Source organism: Promicromonospora sp. NPDC110617, from assembly GCF_055598465.1.
Map to the genome: position 1 here is coordinate 804,625 of NZ_JBVKBM010000002.1, position 19,258 is coordinate 823,882.

The 19,258-nt window shown below is 69.7% G+C and carries 9 protein-coding genes; 4 read left to right on the top strand and 5 right to left on the bottom strand.

Translation table 11 applies throughout. The features are described from left to right. Positions 1-57: 57 nt before the first annotated feature. The 3 genes from ACZ7LE_RS14310 to ACZ7LE_RS14320 all read right to left on the bottom strand — a co-directional run bounded on the left by ACZ7LE_RS14310 (position 58) and on the right by ACZ7LE_RS14320 (position 11,438). Complete coding sequence (locus ACZ7LE_RS14310; RefSeq protein ID WP_470403920.1) at positions 58-1,410, bottom strand: M15 family metallopeptidase; 1,353 nt, start codon at positions 1,408-1,410, stop codon at positions 58-60. 296 nt (positions 1,411-1,706) lie between these two features. Further along, positions 1,707-2,276, bottom strand: a complete 570-nt coding sequence (locus ACZ7LE_RS14315) for a hypothetical protein (RefSeq protein WP_470403921.1) — start codon at positions 2,274-2,276, stop codon at positions 1,707-1,709. 9 nt (positions 2,277-2,285) lie between these two features. After that, positions 2,286-11,438 (bottom strand): golvesin C-terminal-like domain-containing protein, encoded by a 9,153-nt coding sequence (locus tag ACZ7LE_RS14320; RefSeq protein ID WP_470403922.1) that lies wholly within the window; start codon positions 11,436-11,438, stop codon positions 2,286-2,288. A 284-nt stretch (positions 11,439-11,722) separates the two neighbouring features. Here ACZ7LE_RS14320 and ACZ7LE_RS14325 point away from each other — a divergent pair, with 284 nt between their 5' ends. Next, entirely contained in the window at positions 11,723-12,034 is a 312-nt protein-coding gene (locus ACZ7LE_RS14325; protein WP_470403923.1) for a hypothetical protein, read from the top strand. Between the two features lie 37 nt (positions 12,035-12,071). Here ACZ7LE_RS14325 and ACZ7LE_RS14330 read toward each other — a convergent pair whose 3' ends face one another. Further along, a complete protein-coding gene (locus ACZ7LE_RS14330; protein WP_470403924.1) occupies positions 12,072-12,662 on the bottom strand; it encodes a uracil-DNA glycosylase family protein in 591 nt (196 codons plus the stop codon). Between the two features lie 130 nt (positions 12,663-12,792). Between ACZ7LE_RS14330 and ACZ7LE_RS14335 the strand changes: the two genes are divergently transcribed. From ACZ7LE_RS14335 to ACZ7LE_RS14345, 3 genes are read left to right on the top strand one after another with little or no spacing between them, the layout of a single operon-like run. Continuing rightward, complete coding sequence (locus ACZ7LE_RS14335; protein ID WP_470403925.1) at positions 12,793-13,626, top strand: lysostaphin resistance A-like protein; 834 nt, start codon at positions 12,793-12,795, stop codon at positions 13,624-13,626. Continuing rightward, a complete protein-coding gene (locus ACZ7LE_RS14340; protein WP_470403926.1) occupies positions 13,623-14,825 on the top strand; it encodes a sensor histidine kinase in 1,203 nt (400 codons plus the stop codon). Before ACZ7LE_RS14335 ends, ACZ7LE_RS14340 begins: the two co-directional genes overlap by 4 nt. A gap of 35 nt (positions 14,826-14,860) precedes the next feature. Next, entirely contained in the window at positions 14,861-15,559 is a 699-nt protein-coding gene (locus ACZ7LE_RS14345) for a response regulator (protein WP_470404554.1), read from the top strand. Positions 15,560-16,236: 677 nt separating this feature from the next. On the opposite strand, the gene ACZ7LE_RS14350 is transcribed toward ACZ7LE_RS14345, so the two are convergent. Continuing rightward, positions 16,237-19,113 carry a glycoside hydrolase family 43 protein gene (locus ACZ7LE_RS14350; RefSeq protein WP_470403927.1) on the bottom strand — a complete coding sequence of 959 codons (2,877 nt, stop codon included), beginning with the start codon at positions 19,111-19,113 and terminating at the stop codon, positions 16,237-16,239. Between the last annotated feature and the right edge of the window lie 145 nt (positions 19,114-19,258).

Sequence of the window (19,258 nt, forward strand, 5' to 3'; positions counted from 1 at the left end):
CCGGAACGCGCCCACAGAGCCCTCATCGCCGTGACCATCGAAAGGACCCCGAGCGCGTCAGTAGCTGTTCGGTGCCTTGACTGACTGCCAGTGCCACGGCTCCGGGTTGCGCCCGGACGGCTCGGCAAACGGCGGGTGCACCCAGCCGTAGGCCTCCGCGTTGTCCTTGAGCCAGTCGTACTCTGCCGACCCGAACGCGGCCACGCCGCCGCCGATGTCGATCGCCAGGCCCGTGCCGTGGTTGGAGCAGCCCGGCGGGGCCGCGGTCTTGGACGACGGGTCATACAGCGCCTCCTGCTCCGCGTAGGTGCGGTAGGAGGAGTTGATGGTCATGTTCACGCCGAACTCCGCCGCGTAGGCGGCGTTCAGCTCGGCCAGAGCGCCGACGACGTCCGAGCGCACGTAGTGCCCCGAGGCGAACGGGATCTGGGCCAGCTCGGACGACGACAGGTGCCCGTTCTCGGCGGACCACACCTGGTCGGGCTCGGGGCAGGTGCCGGCGGGAGCAGTGTCGGTGTCATCGGTCGTGCCGGTGTCGTCGCCCGGGTCGGCGCCGGTGTCGTCCGCATCCGGGTCGGTGGCGTCGGCCTCAGCCGCTGCCGCGTCGTCCGCTGCCTCCGCCGACACTGCGGCGGCGGCCTCCTCGATACCGGTGGTCGCCTCGGTCAGGGCATTGGTCAGCCGTCCAGCGTCGCCGAGCAGGTTGGTGCTCGCCTTCGATACCGGGTTCGCCTGGGCAGTGCTGGCCGCGGCGCCGCCGGCCTGCGCCGTCGCGGCCGGAGAGGCGTCCGCCTGCGCATCCGTCGTGGTCTGGACCTCCGCCGCCCGTGTGAGCAGCTTGTCCGCCTGGGCGGTCAGATCGCCCGCATCGTCCAGGGCGCTGCGCAGGGCATCCCGCCCGGCGACGTCCGCGGCCGACTCCGCGTAAGCCTGCTCGCCGTCCGCCACCGCCGTCCTCAGACCGTCCCGTGCCGCCTCCAGCCCGGAAACAGCTCGGGCGATCCGGGCGTGCCGCCCCGAGGCGACCACCGCATCGCTCGCCTCGCGGAGCGCAGCCGTCACGGCAGGCGCGTCGACGTCGAGCACGTCGCTCGCCTCCAGCACCACATTGGCGTCGACCTCTGAACCCGATGCCAAGGTGGTCACCGACTTCAGGGACGTCACCGCCCGCTCGGCGTCCTCGATCGCAGTGTTGAGCGCACGACGCGTGGACTTGTTTGCGGCCTTGCCGTCCGGGCTCTTCAGCACAGCCCGGGCGTCGCCCAGCTCAGCGGTGAGGCCGGTCTGGAGCGACATGCTCTCGGCGATCGCCACCTGCGCTTCTGCCACCACGGACGAAGGGCTAGCCGCCTCCGGTTCGAACACGTCGAACGCGTAGGCGCCTCCGGCGGCGACGATCAGGCTTGTCACGGCCGCGACGATGCCGATGGTCCATCGCTTGCGCCTCCGCTCCGAGGCGCGCATGCCCCGCCGGGGCCGCGGCGACGTTGGAGGCGCCGGCGGCTCGGGCCAGAGGGGCGTCTGGGTCAGCACCGACGGAATCTACCGTCGATCCGGCGCTGGCGCTCGGGTCGCAGAGGGTGAATTTACGTTCCAATCTCACTGGCTTCAGATGAAGTTGACACCGTCAGACTTTCTTTGACGGACGGGGACGCACATTCATCGCCCTCAGCAGCTCGTTCCACGGGACGACCGCGTAGTCCGGACTAGCGACCACCCGAGGAATCGATCTCGGGAGGAGATGCGAACCAGACATCTCTCACCGAGTTCGCTATCCCGAATGGAGTGAATCCTGGATCGCCCAAGACGTGCCACAGGAATTCTGACGCGGACATCTCGAACCGGGCCATTCCGCCCTTCAGGGTGTCATCAAGCCCATCACTGGCTTTGACAACAACCGGCCAAGAACTCGGGTCGACTGCCGGATCTGCATACCAGAAGTAAAGTTCACCAACGTCGGTCCCACCCCAGGGGATTAGCCCCGGCCCGCCTGACTCAAAAATCGAGTACGGCGAAAGAGGTCCACCGCCGTCAGCACCACTCTGACCAATCGTCGCCGATAGATGACGCCACATAGCAAGCACGCCATCTCGGCTATCCGCGCGCCCGTCATACAAGAAGACGAACTGGCAGAATGACCCTTCGCCAAACCTGATCGCCAATTCGAAGTAATCGTCAGGCAAGCCGACCTGAAGGCTCGCCTCGATCTCGGAGCGGTCGACAGTGAAAGACGGATCGACCCGACCTACAAGTTCACCGATTCTCTGCACCCACATATTGCCTCCCTAGCCGTAGCACCCTGCGCCATCAGCTTCACCGAATGGGGTGTTGAAGATCGTACACTGACCGCCTGCACCACTTGAACTTTGCCAGGTTATATCCACCGAAACTGGGATACCACCATTCCCGACATATTTCGGGACCGAGGAATAGAAGATTGACTCGCCCCCATCGATTCGGGCCGCGATCCTATTCTCTAAGCCAGCCATCATCTGGGCGTTGGCAGATGCATACAACGGGACCAGATTCCGCCTGTCCGTCCCGGACCCTCCAAGCTGGCGACCGAGAAGGTGCCCTCTGTGCATCTGCCCCGGACCCTTGGAGTTGGTCCGCGGAAAGCCGGCCACCTTCGGCGGAAATCCGCCGGTGTACAAGCTCGGCACGGGAGTTCCTCGGACCGCGGAATCGGGATTTCCCGTCACGTTGCCCTGCGCATCATTGTAGCCGAACCCACCCTTGGTCAGGCAGGCATACGTTCCTTGCGCACGCTCTTGACTGTCGAGGGGCATGTAGTAGACGGCACTGACGCCATCGCTACAGTCAGACTCTTGGACATCCGTTGCATCGTAGTATCGACGCTCGTACGCCTTTTCCTCGGTTACCGACAGAGCGGTCCCATTGGAATAGTCGGGACTTCCTTCGTCGTATTCGTGCTCGAAGTTGTCAGGTTTTGCAGCCGCGACGTCAAGTGCAAGTAGGCCAGCAGTCGCTACACCAATCCATCCGAGTATCGAACCAGCTCCTGCGGCAACCCCACCGCCGCCCATCGCCTCGAGGAGCGCCGATGGTCCGGTAGGGGGCACCCAACGGTGCCCGTCGTTCTCGATTCGGCCGATGGGGTTTCCACTGGTAAAGGCGTACCGGTTTCCGGTATAGGGATCGGTCCCCATCCCCATGTCCGCAAGTGCGCCGTTGTACATGTCCCGCGTGGTGAAGCGGTTCAGGCCCGGGGCGTAGTCGCGGAACCCCATGTCGTAAGTGTCAGAACCCGCGTCCCAACGCTTTGAGTTGTATCGGTACGCGTTGTATGGCTCCGCATTCTCCGGCGCACCGGCCTCAGGCTTGTCGATCCCCGTGTACTCGGACTCGTCTGTGTTTCCATACGCGGTGTACCCGTAGGTCGCGACCGCGTCGCCGGCATCGTCCGTCAGAGTCTCGACGTCCGTGTGTGCGTTGTACCCGTAGTACGCGCTCTCCCCCGCCTCGACACCCGACTCCGGATCAGCCTGGTGCGTGATCTGCGACAACCGCTGACCCCACGGCGAGTACTGGTACGACTTGGTCAGCTCACCAGCGACCTCCTCGCCCAGCACCTCCGAGGAGAGGCCGAGGTAGGTGTAGTCGGTCGTCTCGCCGCTGGCAGTCTTCGATGCCGTCCTGTCCAGCGGGTCGTACGCGTAGGTAGTCGAGTCCATTCCGCCGGACTCGTTCAGCTTCTCCGAGGTGGCGATGTGGTCGAACCCGTCATACGTGGTCCGGCTGATCGTCAGCCCTGCCGAGACCACTGACGTCTGCCGACCGAACGGGTCATACCGGTAGGACGCCGTCGCACCATCCGCCGTTGCCGTGAGCAACCGGTTACGGTCGTACGCGTACGTCGTCGGCGTCCCGCCCACGCTCTGCGAGATGACATTCGCGTTGTCGTCGTGCACGTACGTCTCGGTCGCAGCCCCGTTGCCGGTCTTCACCGACTGAGACAGCCGGTCCACCGGGTCGTATGAGTACGTCGTGGTGCTGTTCAGGAACGCACCCGCGACATCGGCGTTCGCCTTGGAGGCGACGTCGGTGGCCTTGTTGCCGTTGTTGTCGTAGGTGTAGGCGTGCGAGGAGATCAGCGCACCGCCCGACTTCTCCTCACGCAGCGACTTGAGCGCACCGTCCAGGAAGAACCCGTTGGTGACGACGTTCCCGTTGGCCTTGGTCTGCGTCGCCTGACGCCCCAGAGCGTCGTAGGTGTACCGGGTCACCTTCGCCGCCGCAGTGTCGTTCAGATCGTCCACCGACAGGGACGTGAGAGGTCCGCGCGCGTCGAGCGCGAGGTCGTAGGTGTACTCCGACCGCTGGTCCGGGTGCGCCACCGTCAGCGGCTGCCCCAGCACGTCGTACGAGTAGCTCGTGGTCGCCGTGTCCTGACCCGCCAACGCCTCCTTGACGCTGGCCACCTGGTTCAGCCCGGTATAGGTGACCTGGTAGTCGTCCGCCCGGGCACCCGAGGAGGTGTCGTTGATCCCCGTGAGGTTCCCGTTGACGTCGTACGAGTACGCGAACGCGCGCGCCTCCGTGTCGTTGTCGGCGGCGTTGTCCCGCACCAGCCGCACCCCGTCAGCGAGCACCTTGCCCGTCGCCGACGGCTTCAGGGTCACCGTCACCGGGTCGCCCTTGCGCAACTCGACCTGGCCCACGTCCTTCCACCCGGCGGCACCCGTGGTCTGGTTGACCGTGTAGGCCGGCTCGGTCACCACACCGCCGTGGCCGTCGCCGTCCTTGCCATGCGTCAGCTCGAACTTCGCGTCCGTGGCCGCACCCGACACCTGCGGGTACGTCACCGCCACCTTGTACGTCCCGTCCGCTGGCGCGTCCAGGGTCCACGTGAACTTGTCCGTGCTCGACGTCGCCGCCGCATGTGTACGGTGGTCCGTTCCCTGCTCCCCCGCCACCGACGCGGTTGCCCACGTACCGGTCGCCGTGGCCAACCCGGCCGTGTCGTTGTCCGTCACCACGGAGTGCGAGCCCACCGGCACACCGTCATCCGCCTTGGTCTGCAGCTTCCCGTCCGGGAAGTACGACCACGTCATCGTCCGGTTCGCCGAACCATCCGCACTGGTCAAAGTACGGGCCGTCTGCGCACCCAGGTCGTCATACTCGTACGTCGTGGAGATGTCCCAGGCATCGCTGGACTTCTTGATCCACCCGTTGTCGAAGTACTCCGTCGTGGACTCGTTGCGCGCCGTCTGCCCCTCCGACGCCGGCATCGACGACTTGGTCACGCGGCCCGCGGCGTCGTACGTCGTCTCGGTGAAGACGTTCGCGTCGTTGTACCGGGCATCGGCCGGGTCATACGGCTGGAACTGCTTGACCGGCCGGTTCAGCGCGTCGTACTGCGTCCGCGACGCGAAGTCGTCCGCGTTGGCCGTCGCCACACCGCGCGGAGTGATCACCCGCGTCGTGTTGCCGACCTCGTCGTACTCCACCTTCGTGGTCCGGTACTGCACCACGCCGCCGACGCTCTCGTGCGGCGTCTTGGTCTCCACCTGCGCGCCACGCTCGTCATAAGTGACATAGGACGTGTTGCCGTCCGGGTCCGTCGAGGACACCGCCAGGCCGTCCGCGTCATACTCCGTCGAGCTCGAGTTGCCCGCCGCGTCCGTCGCCGAGACCGGCCGGTGGTTCAGGTCGTACTCGGTCGTGGACGTGAAGTCGTCCGGATCCGATGTGGCGTTCTTCTTCGGGTCGACCGTCTTGACCAGGTTGCCGACCTCGTCGTAGCTGTACCTGATGACGTCACCGTCAGCGTTGGTCACCGACGTCTGCTGGTAGATCGCGTCGTACCCGTAGGCCGTGACGAAGTCCGTGGCGTCGCCGGTGGTGGCCACACCCTTGGGCTCGGTCACCGTGTCGAGATTGCCGACCGTGTCGTAGGTGTACACGCTCGCGCGCTCCGGACCGGTGGGCGTGTCCTTCGGCATCGTCGACTTCGTGACCTGGTCGGTCGCGTCGTACGTCGCCGTCGACACTGCCCCGTTCGGCGCCGTCGACTTCGTCACGTTGTCGTTCGCGTCGTACACCGGCGCCGGCGTCGTGATCGTCTCGTCCGCCGACTTGCGCACCGTCGAAGCGAGCGGCCGCCCGAACGCGTCGTATGCCTGCGTGACCAGTCCGTCCAGCGGGTCCTCGACCTGCGTCACCAGGCCACGCCCGTCGTTCGAGTACGTGGTCCGCGAGACGTTGCCGAGCGCGTCCTCGGTCACCACGGGGTAGCCCACGTCGGTGTACTCGCGGTACTCCGTCACGTTCTCGTTCGCGTCCGTGGCCGTCAGCAACTGCCCGAACGAGTCGTACGTGTACGACGTCGTGTAGTCGCCCGCCGTCGTCGTCGCGATGCCCTTGCCGTCCGTGACGGTCAGCAAATTGCCCTTGGCGTCATACGTGAACTGGTTCTTGCGGCCCTGCGGTGACGTGGTCTTCGCGATCTGCGCGACATACCCGTTCTCCCAGGGCTGGTACTCCATGACCTGTGCACCGGGCGGCGCCTGCTCCGCCGTCTCCCCAGCGACACACTCCGACGCCGCCGGCGCACCGCCCCGAGCGTCGTTCTGCTCCGCGTCCCGCTGCCACAGCGGGTACCCGGTCTTGGGGTCGTAGCAGTACGCGGTGACCGCCCCGTTGTCCTCGGTCAGCGTGCGGACGTTGTTGTCCGAGTCCCACGAGAGCGAGACCGTCTCGGACTTCGCGTTCGTCACCGAGCGCGGCCGACCGAAGTCGTCCGACACGTAGGTCGTGGCGTGGTCCTCGGCGTCCGTCACCGTCGAGTTCCACCAGCCAGCCGTGGTGTGCGGGGCGTAGTCGAACGTCGTCACCCCGTCGTTGCGGTCCGTGATCGTCTGCACCGACCAGTGGTCCTTCGGGTCGTCGCCCTCGGACGGGTAGAAGTACGACAGCTCCGTGTCGTTGCCGCGCGGGTCGGTGATCCGCGTGAGCTTCGCGTTCTTGTTGCCCTGGTCGGCGTCGTAGGTGAACTTGAACGTCTTGGCGATCGACGCGCCCGAGGCGTCGGTCGCGCCCGCGCCGTCGATCATCCGGCCCATCAGGCCCTTGCCGGTGTAGTAGAACTCGATCTTCCGCCCGGAGATGTCGGTCATGGACCGCACGTGGTCGTAGATCTTGGAGTTGTTCAGCCCGCCCGAACCGGCCACCAGGTTGCCGGTGGCCTCGTCCACGTACTGCCAGCCGGTCTGGCCCTTGGTCCAGTAGTTCACCGTCAGGGTCTGCCGGCCCGTGGGGTCGGTGACGTACTGCAGGAACTTGCGCGGCTGGTTGTTCGACTGCCGCTCGGCGTAGGTGAACTGCTGCGTGTTGCCGTTCTTGTCGATCACCTGGTTCAGGTAGCCGTCGCAGCCGAACACGAACTTCGTGCCGTCCGGACGCAGCATCGTCCAGGCCGCCGGGTCCGGATCCTTGTTCGACGCACGGCAGTCCACCCCGGCCTTCTGCGTCAGCCGGTAGTTCACGCCCGCGGGCGCGTCCCACTGGCCCGTCGTCGTGTTGAGCCGGAAGACGTGGGTCGTGCCGTCGCCGTCGGGCAGCATGACCTCGCGCGGGCTGTTGTTCGGGTGGAACTCGAGCGGCGCGCCGAGCCGGATCGGCCCGGACACCTGCGCCGACCAGCCGAAGCCCGACACCGTGTCGGAAGTGTCCTGCGAGTTGTACGAGAACCGCGCGAACGTCGACAGGCCACGCCCGGGGTTGCTGAACGCGTCGTACGACCAGACGGCATTGCCCGCCGCCACGTTGTTCATCAGCGTGGACCCAGCGCCGGTGTTCTTCCCGGCGTAGGTGTAGAAGCTCTCCAGACCCAGCTGGTCGGACGTCGGGTCCTCGACCGCGACGTTCTGCTTGAGCTGGCCCGCCGGCAGCGCCGCGATGCCGGCCTCGGCCAGGGTGCTGGCCTCGGTCTGCTCCGCCGCGCCCCCGGTCGCGATGGTGTCCAGGCCCTGGGCCGACGCCGCGGCCTCGACCGAGTCCTCACCCGCCGCCTGGGCCTCCTGGCGAGCGGTCTTCTCCTGCGCCGCCGAGGCGGTGTTCGCGATCTCCCACGACAGCGAGTAGTCGCTGCGCAGGTTGCCGTCGCTCACCGGCGGGGCGACGACGGACGCCGTCATGTCCGCCACCTCACCGGACGACAGGTCCTGCGGCAGCGCCGACGTCGTCGAGGTCGAGCCCGGCGCCACGGAACCGTCCGGCAGCGTCCAGGACGCGACCAGTGCCTGGGCACCCTTGACCCAGGTGGTCGGGGTCGTGTTCGAGACCGTCACCGGCACCTGGTAGGTCGTGCCCGGCGTCATCCGCTCCGGGGTGTCCGGCGCGTAGAACGTGTCCTCCGGCGCCGTCGACAGGTACGTCACCGACAGAAGCGGACCGGAACGCTCCAGACCGTTGTTCGCCTCCGCCTCACCCGAGGCGAACAGGGACCGGTCCTGGGACGCGGCCTCGTCAGCCATCTTGACGACCAGGCCCCGGTACTGGGTGGGTCCGTCGGCCCAGCTCTGGACCGCGGCCTTGACGTCCCACGACAGGCGCGACGGACCCTCCCCGACATTCGACACGGAATCGAGCAGGACACTGCCCAGGTTGCCGCCGGCAGGCCAGGTGCCACCGGTGCCCGGCGAGTTCCAGGTCGCGGCGGTCTCGACGAAGTCGGTGTTCTGCCGGTAAGCCCGATACACGCCCTGGGTCGGGTAGACCATGTCCCCGTTCGCGTCCACACGGGTTGTCTCGGTGGTCTCCTGCCACAGGCGCAGGGACGCATCGGTCACCACCGCGTTGTCAGGGACGTCCCAGCTCGCGTCGTCCCACTCCATGACCGTGCGCGTGTCGCCGTACACCGCCGACGCGTTCCCGACCAGGTCCCAACGCTGCGTGGTGATGTCCTGCACCGAGTCCCAGTTGGTCGTCGGCTGCGCCGACGCGAGCGACGTGTCCCCCGAAGCCACGAGGATCTTCGTCGTGTGCCCGGCCTTGGGCAGCCGCACGATCTGCGTCGACGACGGCACGATCGCGCCGTCCTTCCGCTTCACCGCGACCTGGTAGTAGTACAGCTTGCCCTCACCGGTCGCGTCGGCCGCGGTCGGCACCGCCGTCGTGTCGACGAACGACGTCGTCCCGGGGGCAATCGGTGCCACCAGCGTGGTGGCCGACGGCTGGAACGTCTGCGAGACCGAGCGGTGCACCTGGTACTCCACCAGGTTGTCGCTGGTGGACGACGACGGGTCCTTGTACGCCGACCAGGACAGCTCCGCGCCCGTGGCATGGATGGTCTCCGGGATGTCCATGACCACACCGGGCTGGCCGTAGGTGACCGTCAGCCGCGGCATGTTGCGGGTCTCGCCGCCGTAGACGTTCTCACCCGCCTCGTAGCGCGGACCACCCACGGGGCCTGCGGCGGTCTCGTCGGCCGCCTTGATCATGAACCCGTTGTCGAGCGTCGGGTCCTTGGCCCACTCCCCGACCGTGCCGGACACGTCGTAGGTGTGCCACTTGCCGATCTCGCCGGCCGTCCGGACCTCGGTGGCGTCCTTGATGAACCGCACCCCGTCCGCGATCACCGCGGTCGTCGACGTCGCCGGCGTGTCCAGGATCTCCACCTTGCCGCTGGTGCCGGCGTCGAAGGTGTGCGCCGCGACCTGGCTCCATCCGGTCGCCGCCTGCTGGTTCACCGTGTAGGTGTGCACCGGGTTGGAGGTGGCGTGCGTGATCCGCACCGGCACCTGCGTGGACCGGTTGCTCCCGGTCACGTTGTGCAGCCACACCTGCCACAGCCCGGAGGCCGGGAGATCGGGGGTCCAGGTGAAGATGTCGCCCGCGACCGTGTCCCGGTTGAACTGGTAGTCGCCGCCGAACCCGTCCGCGCCCGTCGCCGAGGCGGGCCAGTTGCCCGTCGCCGACGCGTACGGCGAGACGTTGTTCAGCGTGCGGCGCGTGCCCGCGACCGCGCCCATCAGGCCGTTCGCGCTGTTCCACGTGGTGGTCGACGACGTCCACGGTGCCGTGACCTCCCGCACCTCCAGCGGAACCCGCGTCGCCCAGTCGGTGTGCGCCTGGTCGAAGTAGAGCTCCAGGTCGGCGTGCGTGACGGTGGCGCCCACCGGCACCACGCCGTTCGTACCGGTCAGTCCCGGGAACTGCACCATCGAGCGCGCGACTCCGCCCTCGGTACGACCGACCGAGAGCCGCGACGACGTGTAGTAGCTCGTGGTCGGCGCCTCCGACAGGATCATCGTGTCCTTCGAGAACGCCTGCGTCGGCGAGATGATGATCGTCGGGTCCACCGTCACCGGCCACACCCGCGCCTCGTCGGTGAGCCACTCCTGGTCCGGCGTCACGGTCAGCGTCCAGGCAGCCTTGCCGGCACGCTCCAGCTCGTAGTCCACGTCCGTCGAGACGGCCGCACCCTGGTCGTCGGGCGCGGACAGCTTGCCGCCCTGCGTGGTCTCGGCCTCGCGCGAGTCCCACATCACGCCCGCGGGGATCGACGCCACCGGCTCCGGGTCGAGCTCACCGTAGAAGCCGATCGAGCCGTCGTCCTCGACCCGCGGGGTCAGGTCGCCCAGGTCGGACAGCGTGAACGTGAACTCGGTCTGCTCGCTGCCGACCGGGGGCTCGGCCAGGACGATCGACTCCTTGACCCGCCCGGGCAGCACCTCGTAGGACAGGTCCGCGCCGCCCAGCGCTGCCACGTCCGGGTGCGTGACGGTGTCACCGTCGACCCGCGGCGAGTCGAGGTCACCGGCGTCGGGCAGCCCGACGGTCACACCACGGCCGGCGGCGTCCTCCACCCGCACCACCCGGTCCGCGCGCCGGCCGAAGTACGCGCGGGCGGTGTTCGCCACGCTCGCGTGGGACCAGCCGTCCGAGGTGGCGGCCTTGCCTGCCTTCGCGGACAGGCCCTTGGCCTCCGCCCCGGCCACGGCCTTGCCCGTCGCGGCGACCGTCGTGTCGATCTCGGCCAGACCGTCCTGTGCGGTCTCGTAGAACTGCGGCTCGGCGGAGAGCTCGACCTGGCGCTGACCGTCGTCCAGCAGGAACGTCCTGGAGTTGACCGTGCGCTTGCCCGTCAGCTCACGGACACGCTCGCCCGGCTCGCCGGCCGTCGCGACCGGTGCGTCGACCGGGTGCTGCTGGGTCGCGAGCGCGGAGTCCGCGGGGATCGGGTCGCCCTCGGGCTCGTCGTCACCGCCGCCGAACAGGTCCGTGAACCAGTTCCCGCCCTCGTCCCCGTCCTGTTCGGGCGAGGTGTCGGACGGCGGAGCCGCAGCCGCCGCCGCAGCGGCACGATCCGCTTCCGAGAGCCCGTCGTCGGCAGCCGCGAAGGCCGAGCCGGCAGGCACCAGGTACACGCCGACCAGTGCGGCAGCCGTCACCCCCACCGTCGACGCGCGCACCCACCGTCGTGCGCCCGACCTGGGCATCGTCGTCGGAACCGCCACCGGACCGGTCGTCCTGCGAGCCATCGAAAAACTCCCCTGAGCTGCGCCCCCACCACTTCCAGGCAGAGGTCAAGAAACCTCCGGTAGCGAACCAGCGCCTGCTCAGGACGAACAGAGGAAGAAAACCTACGGGTGAAACTGAATATCGGTATATGTCGGACTTTGACGTCCACTCACCGACGTGCTTACGGTGTCGGTCCATGCCGCGAAGCTGAGGGTTGGGGGAAGGAACCGCCACGATGGGGAGCTCCAAGAGGGCCACCAGCGAGAACCTGCTTGCTGTACTGACACTCCATGAGCGTGGCTCGTACGGGGCGGCGGCCAACGCCCTCGACCGGGACTCGGCGACGGTCAAGTACCACCTCATGGCCACACGGCAGGCGTACGACGACGACGTGCTGATCTACACCGAGGGCAGCTGGCAGCCGACAGCCAAGGGGGAGCAGATCCTGGAGCTCGCCAAGTCGGCCCGCCTGCTCAACGAGGCGCTCCGTGGGTTCGACGACACGGAGCCGCCCGCGCCGGTCCCGGCGTCCGAGGACGCCGCCTGACGGCCGGGCTGAGGTCAGCCCTGCGCGCCCGCCCGACTCATCGGTCTGCGAGCGCCCCCGCGACCGCCGCGCGCAGCGCCGGCACGACGTCCGCCTCGAACCAGGGGTTCTTGGCCTGCCAGCGGAAGTTCAGCGGCGACGGATGCACCAGCGGCACCGTCTCTGGCAGGTACTCCTGGTAGGCCCGCACGGTCTCCGTCAGGCTCTTCTTCGCCCGGTCGCCCAGGTAGTACTTCTGGGCGTAGCTGCCCACCAGGACCGTGAGACTGCGGCTCGGCAGCTCGGCAAGGATCCGCGGATGCCACCGCCCTGCGAAATCTTTGCGCGGCGGCAGGTCGCCGGACGCCCCCTTGCCCGGGTAGTAGAAGTCCATCGGGAGGATCGCGAACAGGTCGGGATCGTAGAACTGCTCGTCGGTCACGCCGAGCCAGGACCGCAGCTTCACGCCGCTGGCGTCGTTCCAGGGCTTGCCGCTCTCCTGGGCCTTGCGGCCGGGGGCCTGCCCGACGAGCACGATCCGGGCACCCGATGCCACCGAGTAGAGCGGCTCCCAGCCGAGCTCGGCCGCCCACGCGTTGGAGGGGTCGGCGGCGATCTCCGCACGGATCAGGTCGAGGGTGCCGGTCACCGGCCCAGTCTGTCCCCCGTGCGAGCTACCCGCGAGTGTCCACCCCGCGGTGACGACTGTTGACCTGGGAATTCATAGCGTTCGGGGTACCCCGCGGCGCCCGGCCGCGGCCCCTTCCCAAGGAGTCATCGTGCGTCTGGTGTGGCAGCTCATCGCGATCGTGGCGGTCTCGTTCCTCGGCGGCCAAGGCCTTGTGGCGGTCCAGGACAACCCCTGGCTGACGCTCGGCGTCGGCCTCGCCACGGCCCTGGTCGGCATCGTGGTCTACCGGTGGGTGGTGCGGCTCACCGAGCGCCGTCCCGTCATCGAGGTGGAGCTCAAGGGTGCGGCGCCCGCGCTGACCTGGGGCACGCTGCTCGGCCTCGGGCTGTTCGGCCTGGTCATCGTCAACCTCGCCTTTCTCGACAGCTACACCGTGCACGGCCTCGGCTCGCCGCTCGGCGCCCTGGGCCTGGTCGGGTTCATGGCCGCCGCGGCCGTGACCGAGGAGCTGCTGTGGCGCGGCGTCCTGTTCCGGATCGTCGAGGGCTGGACCGGCACCTGGGTCGCGCTGACGCTCACCGGCCTGCTGTTCGGACTGGCGCACCTGCTCAACGCGAACGCCACCCTGTGGGGCGCCCTCGCCATCGCCATCGAGGCCGGCGGCATGCTCACCGCCGCGTACGTCGCCACCCGCAAGCTCTGGGTGCCGATCGGCCTGCACCTCGGCTGGAACATCGCCGGCAGCGCGATCTTCAGCACCGAGGTCTCGGGCAACGACACCCCGCAGGGCCTGCTCGACGCCACCACGCAGGGCCACGTGCTGGTCACCGGCGGCGCCTTCGGCCCCGAGGGCAGCCTCTACTCCGTGGTGTTCTGCGCGATCACCGCCGCGATCTTCCTCGTGGTCGCCCACCGGCGCGGCCGCATCGTGCCGGTCCGCCGCGCCGCCCGGGCCGAGGTGGCCGCTAGGCTCCCCCGGTGATCGAGCTGAGGCAGGTCCGGGACCGGTGGCGCCGTCTCGACGTCACGATCCGGGACCTGCCGCTCGCCCTCGGGCTCGCCGGAGCGGCGTTCCTGCCCGCGCTGCGCGACTACGGCACCCAGGTGGGCGAGCTGCCCGCCCGGCCCCTCGACGGGTGGGCCGTGCTGGTCATCGCCCTGGAGTGCCTGCCCCTCGCCGTCCGACGGCGGTGGCCCGCGCTCTGCATCCTCCTGGTGGCGGCCGGCTTCGCCGCCGGCCAGGTGTTCGGCTACCACTCCTTCGCGGGCAACGCGCTCGGCATCGCGCTCGTCAGCACGGGCGCCCACCTGGGCCGACGGCGCCGCGTGGTCGCCGCCGTCCTGACCATCGGCTACCCAGCGCTCGCGATCGCGCTCGACCGGCTGACCGGCGCCGAGCGGGTGGACGAGTTCGTGACGTTCTACCTGGCGATGGCCCTCGCGTGGGGCATCGGCGCCTGGCTGCGCTCCACGCGGGCGACCGAGGCCGAGCGCCGACGCCGGGTCGCGCAGGACACCCTGATCGCGGAGCGCACCCGCATCGCCCGCGAGCTGCACGACGTCGTGACGCACCACGTCACCGCGATGGTGGTGCAGACCGAGGCCGCGAAGTATCTGACGGCGGCGCCCGACCGGCTGGAGCAGACCCTGGACGCCGTCACCGACACGGGCCGGCGCGCCATCGCCGACCTGCGGCACCTGCTGGACCTGCTCGATCCGGGGCACGACGGCGCCGCACGGACGCCGTCCGCCGCCGAGGTGCGCACCCTCGTGGAGCAGACGCGCCGGGCCGGGCAGCCGGTGGACCTGATGGCGGACGGCGAGCCGGTCGGGTCGGCGGACAGCGCGGGGCTGACCGCGTACCGCGTGGTGCAGGAGGCCCTGACGAACGCGCTCAAGCACGCGCACGGCGCGCCGACGACGGTCGCGGTGCGGCACACGGAGAGGGAGGTCGTGGTGGAGGTCAGCACAGCGGGGCGGGGTGCCGGGGCAGGTTCCGGGCTGACCGGAGCGGCGCGTCCGCCCGTCGTCCCCGGCGGGAGCGGCCGGGGCCTGGCCGGTCTCCGCGAACGCGTCGAGGCCCTGGGCGGCGAGTTCGGCACGCAGCGGCTGGACGACGGCGGGTTCGTCGTCCGGGCTTGCGTGCCGCGCACGTACTCGGCGGCGGGGAGCCGGTCGTGAGCGGGGGCGAGCCGGCTGCGGCGGTCGACCCGGCCGTGGCGCCCGACGACCCGGTCGCGCCGTCCGGGCCTGCCGCGACCCCGCCCGTCCGGGTCCTGGTGTGCGACGACCAGGCGCTGATCCGCACCGGCTTCGCGACGATCATCGACGCCCAGCCTGACCTGGAGGTCGTGGGCGAGTGCGCGGACGGGCGCGCCGCCGTCGACCTCGCCCGCCGCCTGGAGCCGGACGTCGTGGTGATGGACGTGCGGATGCCGGTGCTCGACGGCATCGAGGCGACGCGCCTGCTCGCGGGCGCCGGCGTCGAACGCCCCGTGAAGGTGCTCGTCGTGACCACGTTCAACCTCGACGAGTACGTGTACGAGGCGCTGCGCGCGGGGGCCAGCGGGTTCCTGCTCAAGGACGCCCCGGCGGGCCAGCTCCTGGCGGGCATCCGCACGGTCGCGAGCGGCGCCGCGCTGCTCGCCCCCGAGGTGACGCGGCAGCTCGTGGGCCGGTACGCCGCCCGGATCCGGCCCGCCGGGGACGCCCCCGCCGACACGACCCTGACGCCGCGCGAGCTCGAGGTGCTGCGCCTCATCGCCGACGGCCGGTCCAACAGCGAGATCGCCGCGACGCTCGTGATCAGCCAGGAGACCGTCAAGACCTACGTGTCGCGGCTCCTGGCGAAGCTCAACCTGCGCGACCGCGTGCAGGCCGTCGTCTACGCGTACCGCACGGGGCTGATGACCTGACTGGCGGCAGCGCACGGCAACCGTCGGGGTGATCTCTGTCCCTCCGGCGGTCGCGGCCGGAACGCGGACGTACGTTGAAGATCGGGAGGGCGGACCGGGTTCGACCGACCTACCCGGACGCCCTTCGCCACAAGGAGGTGGTGACCATGAGGCGTGTCATCCTGACGTGCGTCGTGACAGCAGGGCTGACCCTCGGCGGAGCCATATCGGCGATGGCCGGCGAGACCAACGGCAACGGCGACCCGATCCCGGGCGCGCACTAGGCCAGCTCGGCGTGCGCGTTCTCCGGCCGGGACCTGCCCGACGCGCAGGAGAACCAGCCGCCCGAGTTCAACGACGACTTCGTCACGGACGGCCGGGTCCAGAGCTACGGCAAGTACGTGAGCCACGGACTCAAGGACGCCGTGCCGAGCCCCGGCCAGGCGTGCCGCGGCAACGTCGACTTCGAGGGCTGACGCCGCGACCGCCGCGACCGGAACGACCGCCGCGACCGGCCGGCAACCGTCCCTACCGGCGGCCGGCCCTCCCCTTTGAGGCCCGGGTTTCTTCGCTTTCGATCGGCCGAAAGCGAAGAAACCCGGGCCTCAAAGGGGAGTTGCGCGTCAGGCCCAGCCGCGCCCGGCCGTCACCACCAGCCGTCACCGCAGCCGTCAGCCCGAGCGATCAACCTTTGGCCGTCAGGCGCACTCCGCCGCCGGGTAGCCCGTCGTCAGGCCGACGTCGCCCCGGGTCGCGACGGTGACGCTCCCCGCCTCCAGCGCCGTGGACTTGGTGCTGACCACGGCCGATCCCGTCCGGCCCGGCGCGACGTCGCGCACCACGCGGGTGCCGAACGGCGTCCGGACCTCGATGTCCGCCCTCCGGTCGCCGAGGTTCCGCACCGTGGTCACGAGCTGGGCCGTGTCGCGCCCCACGCACCGCGCCGCCACCTCGGGCACGACGGCGGTGGCGCGCGCCCCCACGCCGAGCGCGGGGATCTTGAGGTACGAGCCCGGGGTCGCGAACGTCAGCCGCACGGCCGACGCCCAGACCGGCTCGAACTCGACCGACACCGGCGTCCCGGTGGCGCCGGGCACCACGTCCTGGGCCGTGGTCGGGTGCCAGGTGCCCGCGGCGTCGCGGTACTCGACGCCCACGGTCGCGATGGTGCCCTCGGTCGTGGTGAAGCCCACGCGGTCGACGGCGCGCGCCTCGGCCGGCTCGACCGTGAACGTCACCTCGTCGCGCCCGGCGCTGCCGGACCACGTCGACCACGAGGTCGAGGCGTTGCCGTCGCACGCGTTGGCCGCCGGCATCGTCTCCCATTCCGTCTGGTGGAAGCTCGCCGAGACGGTGGTGCCCTCGGCGCGGCAGAGGTCGACGACGTCGTCCGCGCCCCAGACCTGCACCTCCGAGACCGACTGCCACGTGTTGGTCGCCGTCGTCAGCCGCAGGCGCAGGCCGTTGGTACGCGGCAGGCCGGAGACGTCGAGGGTCGCGACGGGCGCGGCCGACGCCGCGTCCTGCGCGAGGTCGACACTGATGTCCGTCGTCGTCCACGTGCCCGACGCGTCCAGGTACTCCGCGGCGACCGTGGACGGCCAGGTCGCGCCCGCACCGTCCTTGTAGGTGTGCACCACCACCTCGGTCAGGTCCTGCGTGAGCGGCCACGTGAAGGACAGCCAGCTGTTGCGGGGATAGCCCGACGACGTCCAGTCGTCCCAGCCCTTGCCCTTGACGTTGCCGTCCACGACGGTCGGCGCGAGGTTCGCCCGGCTGGAGGCCGCGACGGACGCGTCGGGCGCGAGGTTGGCGACGCCGTCCTCGTGCACCTCGACGGTGCGCGTGAACGTGCGGCCGGCCGTGAAGCCGTCGCCGGCGGCGAGCGTGCCCGTGATGGTCTGGGTGCCGCGCTCGGCGAACGACGTGGCGCTCCAGGTCACCGCGACGTCCGTCGTGACGCCGTCGACCTCGACCGGGACGGCGTCGGGGAGCACGGCGCCGAAGTCCTCGCTGGGCGCGACCTGATCGGGCACGCCGTCCTCGGTCACGCGCCAGATCTGGGTGCCGGCGCCCTTGTCGTCCCAGTAGCTGTCGTCCCAGCCGTCGCCCCAGCGGGCCGGGTCCTCCGTGGCGGGGTTGCGCATCTCGGCGCGGCCGTTCTCGCCGATCGTGACCGGGAGCCACACGTAGTTGGAGTTCGCGGCCCCGGCGTTCCACCGGTCGCCCATGTAGACGAACCGGCCACCGCCCAGGTCGAGCACGTTCGTGGACTGCGAGCCGAAGGTGGTGCGGCGGGTGTCGCCGACCGAGAGCAGGCCGTCGCCACCCTCGGGGATCGCGTTGTAGGCGACGTTCTCGTGCGGGTCGCCCGCCTCGACGCCGCGGATCCACGACCCGAGGATGCTGTCGGCCGTGTAGTAGGTCTGCGGGTTCGGCGCCCAGCCCGTCGCGCCCGACGCCACCGTGTAGTACCTGCCGCCGTGCTGGAACAGCGCGGGCGCCTCCAGCACGCCGCACTCCTTGACGATCTGGAAGTCCTCGCCGCGCACCGGGGCGGCGGCGGTGCCGTCCGCGAACAGGTACGGGAAGCGGCCGTCCTCCGAGTACTGCCCGGCGTTCACCATGTCGACGTCGGTGGTGTGCGTGACGTTCGTGTAGTCCGCGTCGAGCTCCGCGATGTAGAGGGAACGGTTCTCCTCGGAGGAGTAGACGATGTACGCGGTGCCGTCGTCGTCCTGGAAGACCGTCATGTCGCGGGCCTGCCCGGGCACGGCCGCGGAGATGCACGCCTGGTAGTTGGTCCGGTTCGGCATCCGGTACACGCCCGTCATCCTGAACGGACCGGTGGGGCTGTCCGAGACCGCGACGCCCGCCATCGAGCGCGCGTACATGCTGCCGCCCACGGTGGTCTGCCCGTCGGAGTGCCACCACAGCACCCACTGCTTGGTCGCCTCGTTGTAGAGCACCTTGGGGCGCTCGAAGATCGTCGTGTAGTCGGCGGCCTCGTTGGTGTTCAGGTGGTAGTTCACCTCGGCGATCCGGTCCGCGCGCGGTTCGCCGGCGTCGTCGACCGTGTCGTAGAGGGCGTCGAAGTAGTCCGACTCCAGCTCCGCGGCGTCGGACACCGAACGTAGGACGACGCCCTCGTCGGTCCAGTTCCTCGTGTCGTACGACTTGTACGCGTGCACGCCCGGGCTGCCGTAGTAGCCGTTGCTGCGGTCCTCGCCGTACCAGTAGTAGACGGTCTGCCCCGCCTCCTCGCCCTCGACGACGGACCCGGCGTCGACGCCGAGCTCCTCCGCCGAGACGGAGACGACCTGGCCGCCGTGGGCCTGGATGTGGTTGCCGCCGTCGTCGAGCCAGGACGGCGTGAAGTAGTCGGCCGCGCCGGAGCCGGGGTCGAGGATCGTCGGGTACGTGGTGTAGGCGGCGTCGTCAGCCGCGTGCGCGACGGCGGGCAGCGCCGGGAGGGCGAGCGTCGCGGCCAGCGCGACGGCGAGCGCCGGGCGAACGGGTGCCGGGCGAACGGGTGGTGCGGAGGGGCTGGTGCGCCGAGCGCGGCGAAGTCCCATGTCCGTCTCCTTCATCCTCGAAGTCTGTGGACGTGCGAGGACGGACGGCGCCGGCCTCGCGGAACGCGACCCTGCGTTCCGGCGGGCCCTGCGGGACCGCCGCGCAACAGGCTGGCACCCGCGGAATGTTCACGTCAACAAGATG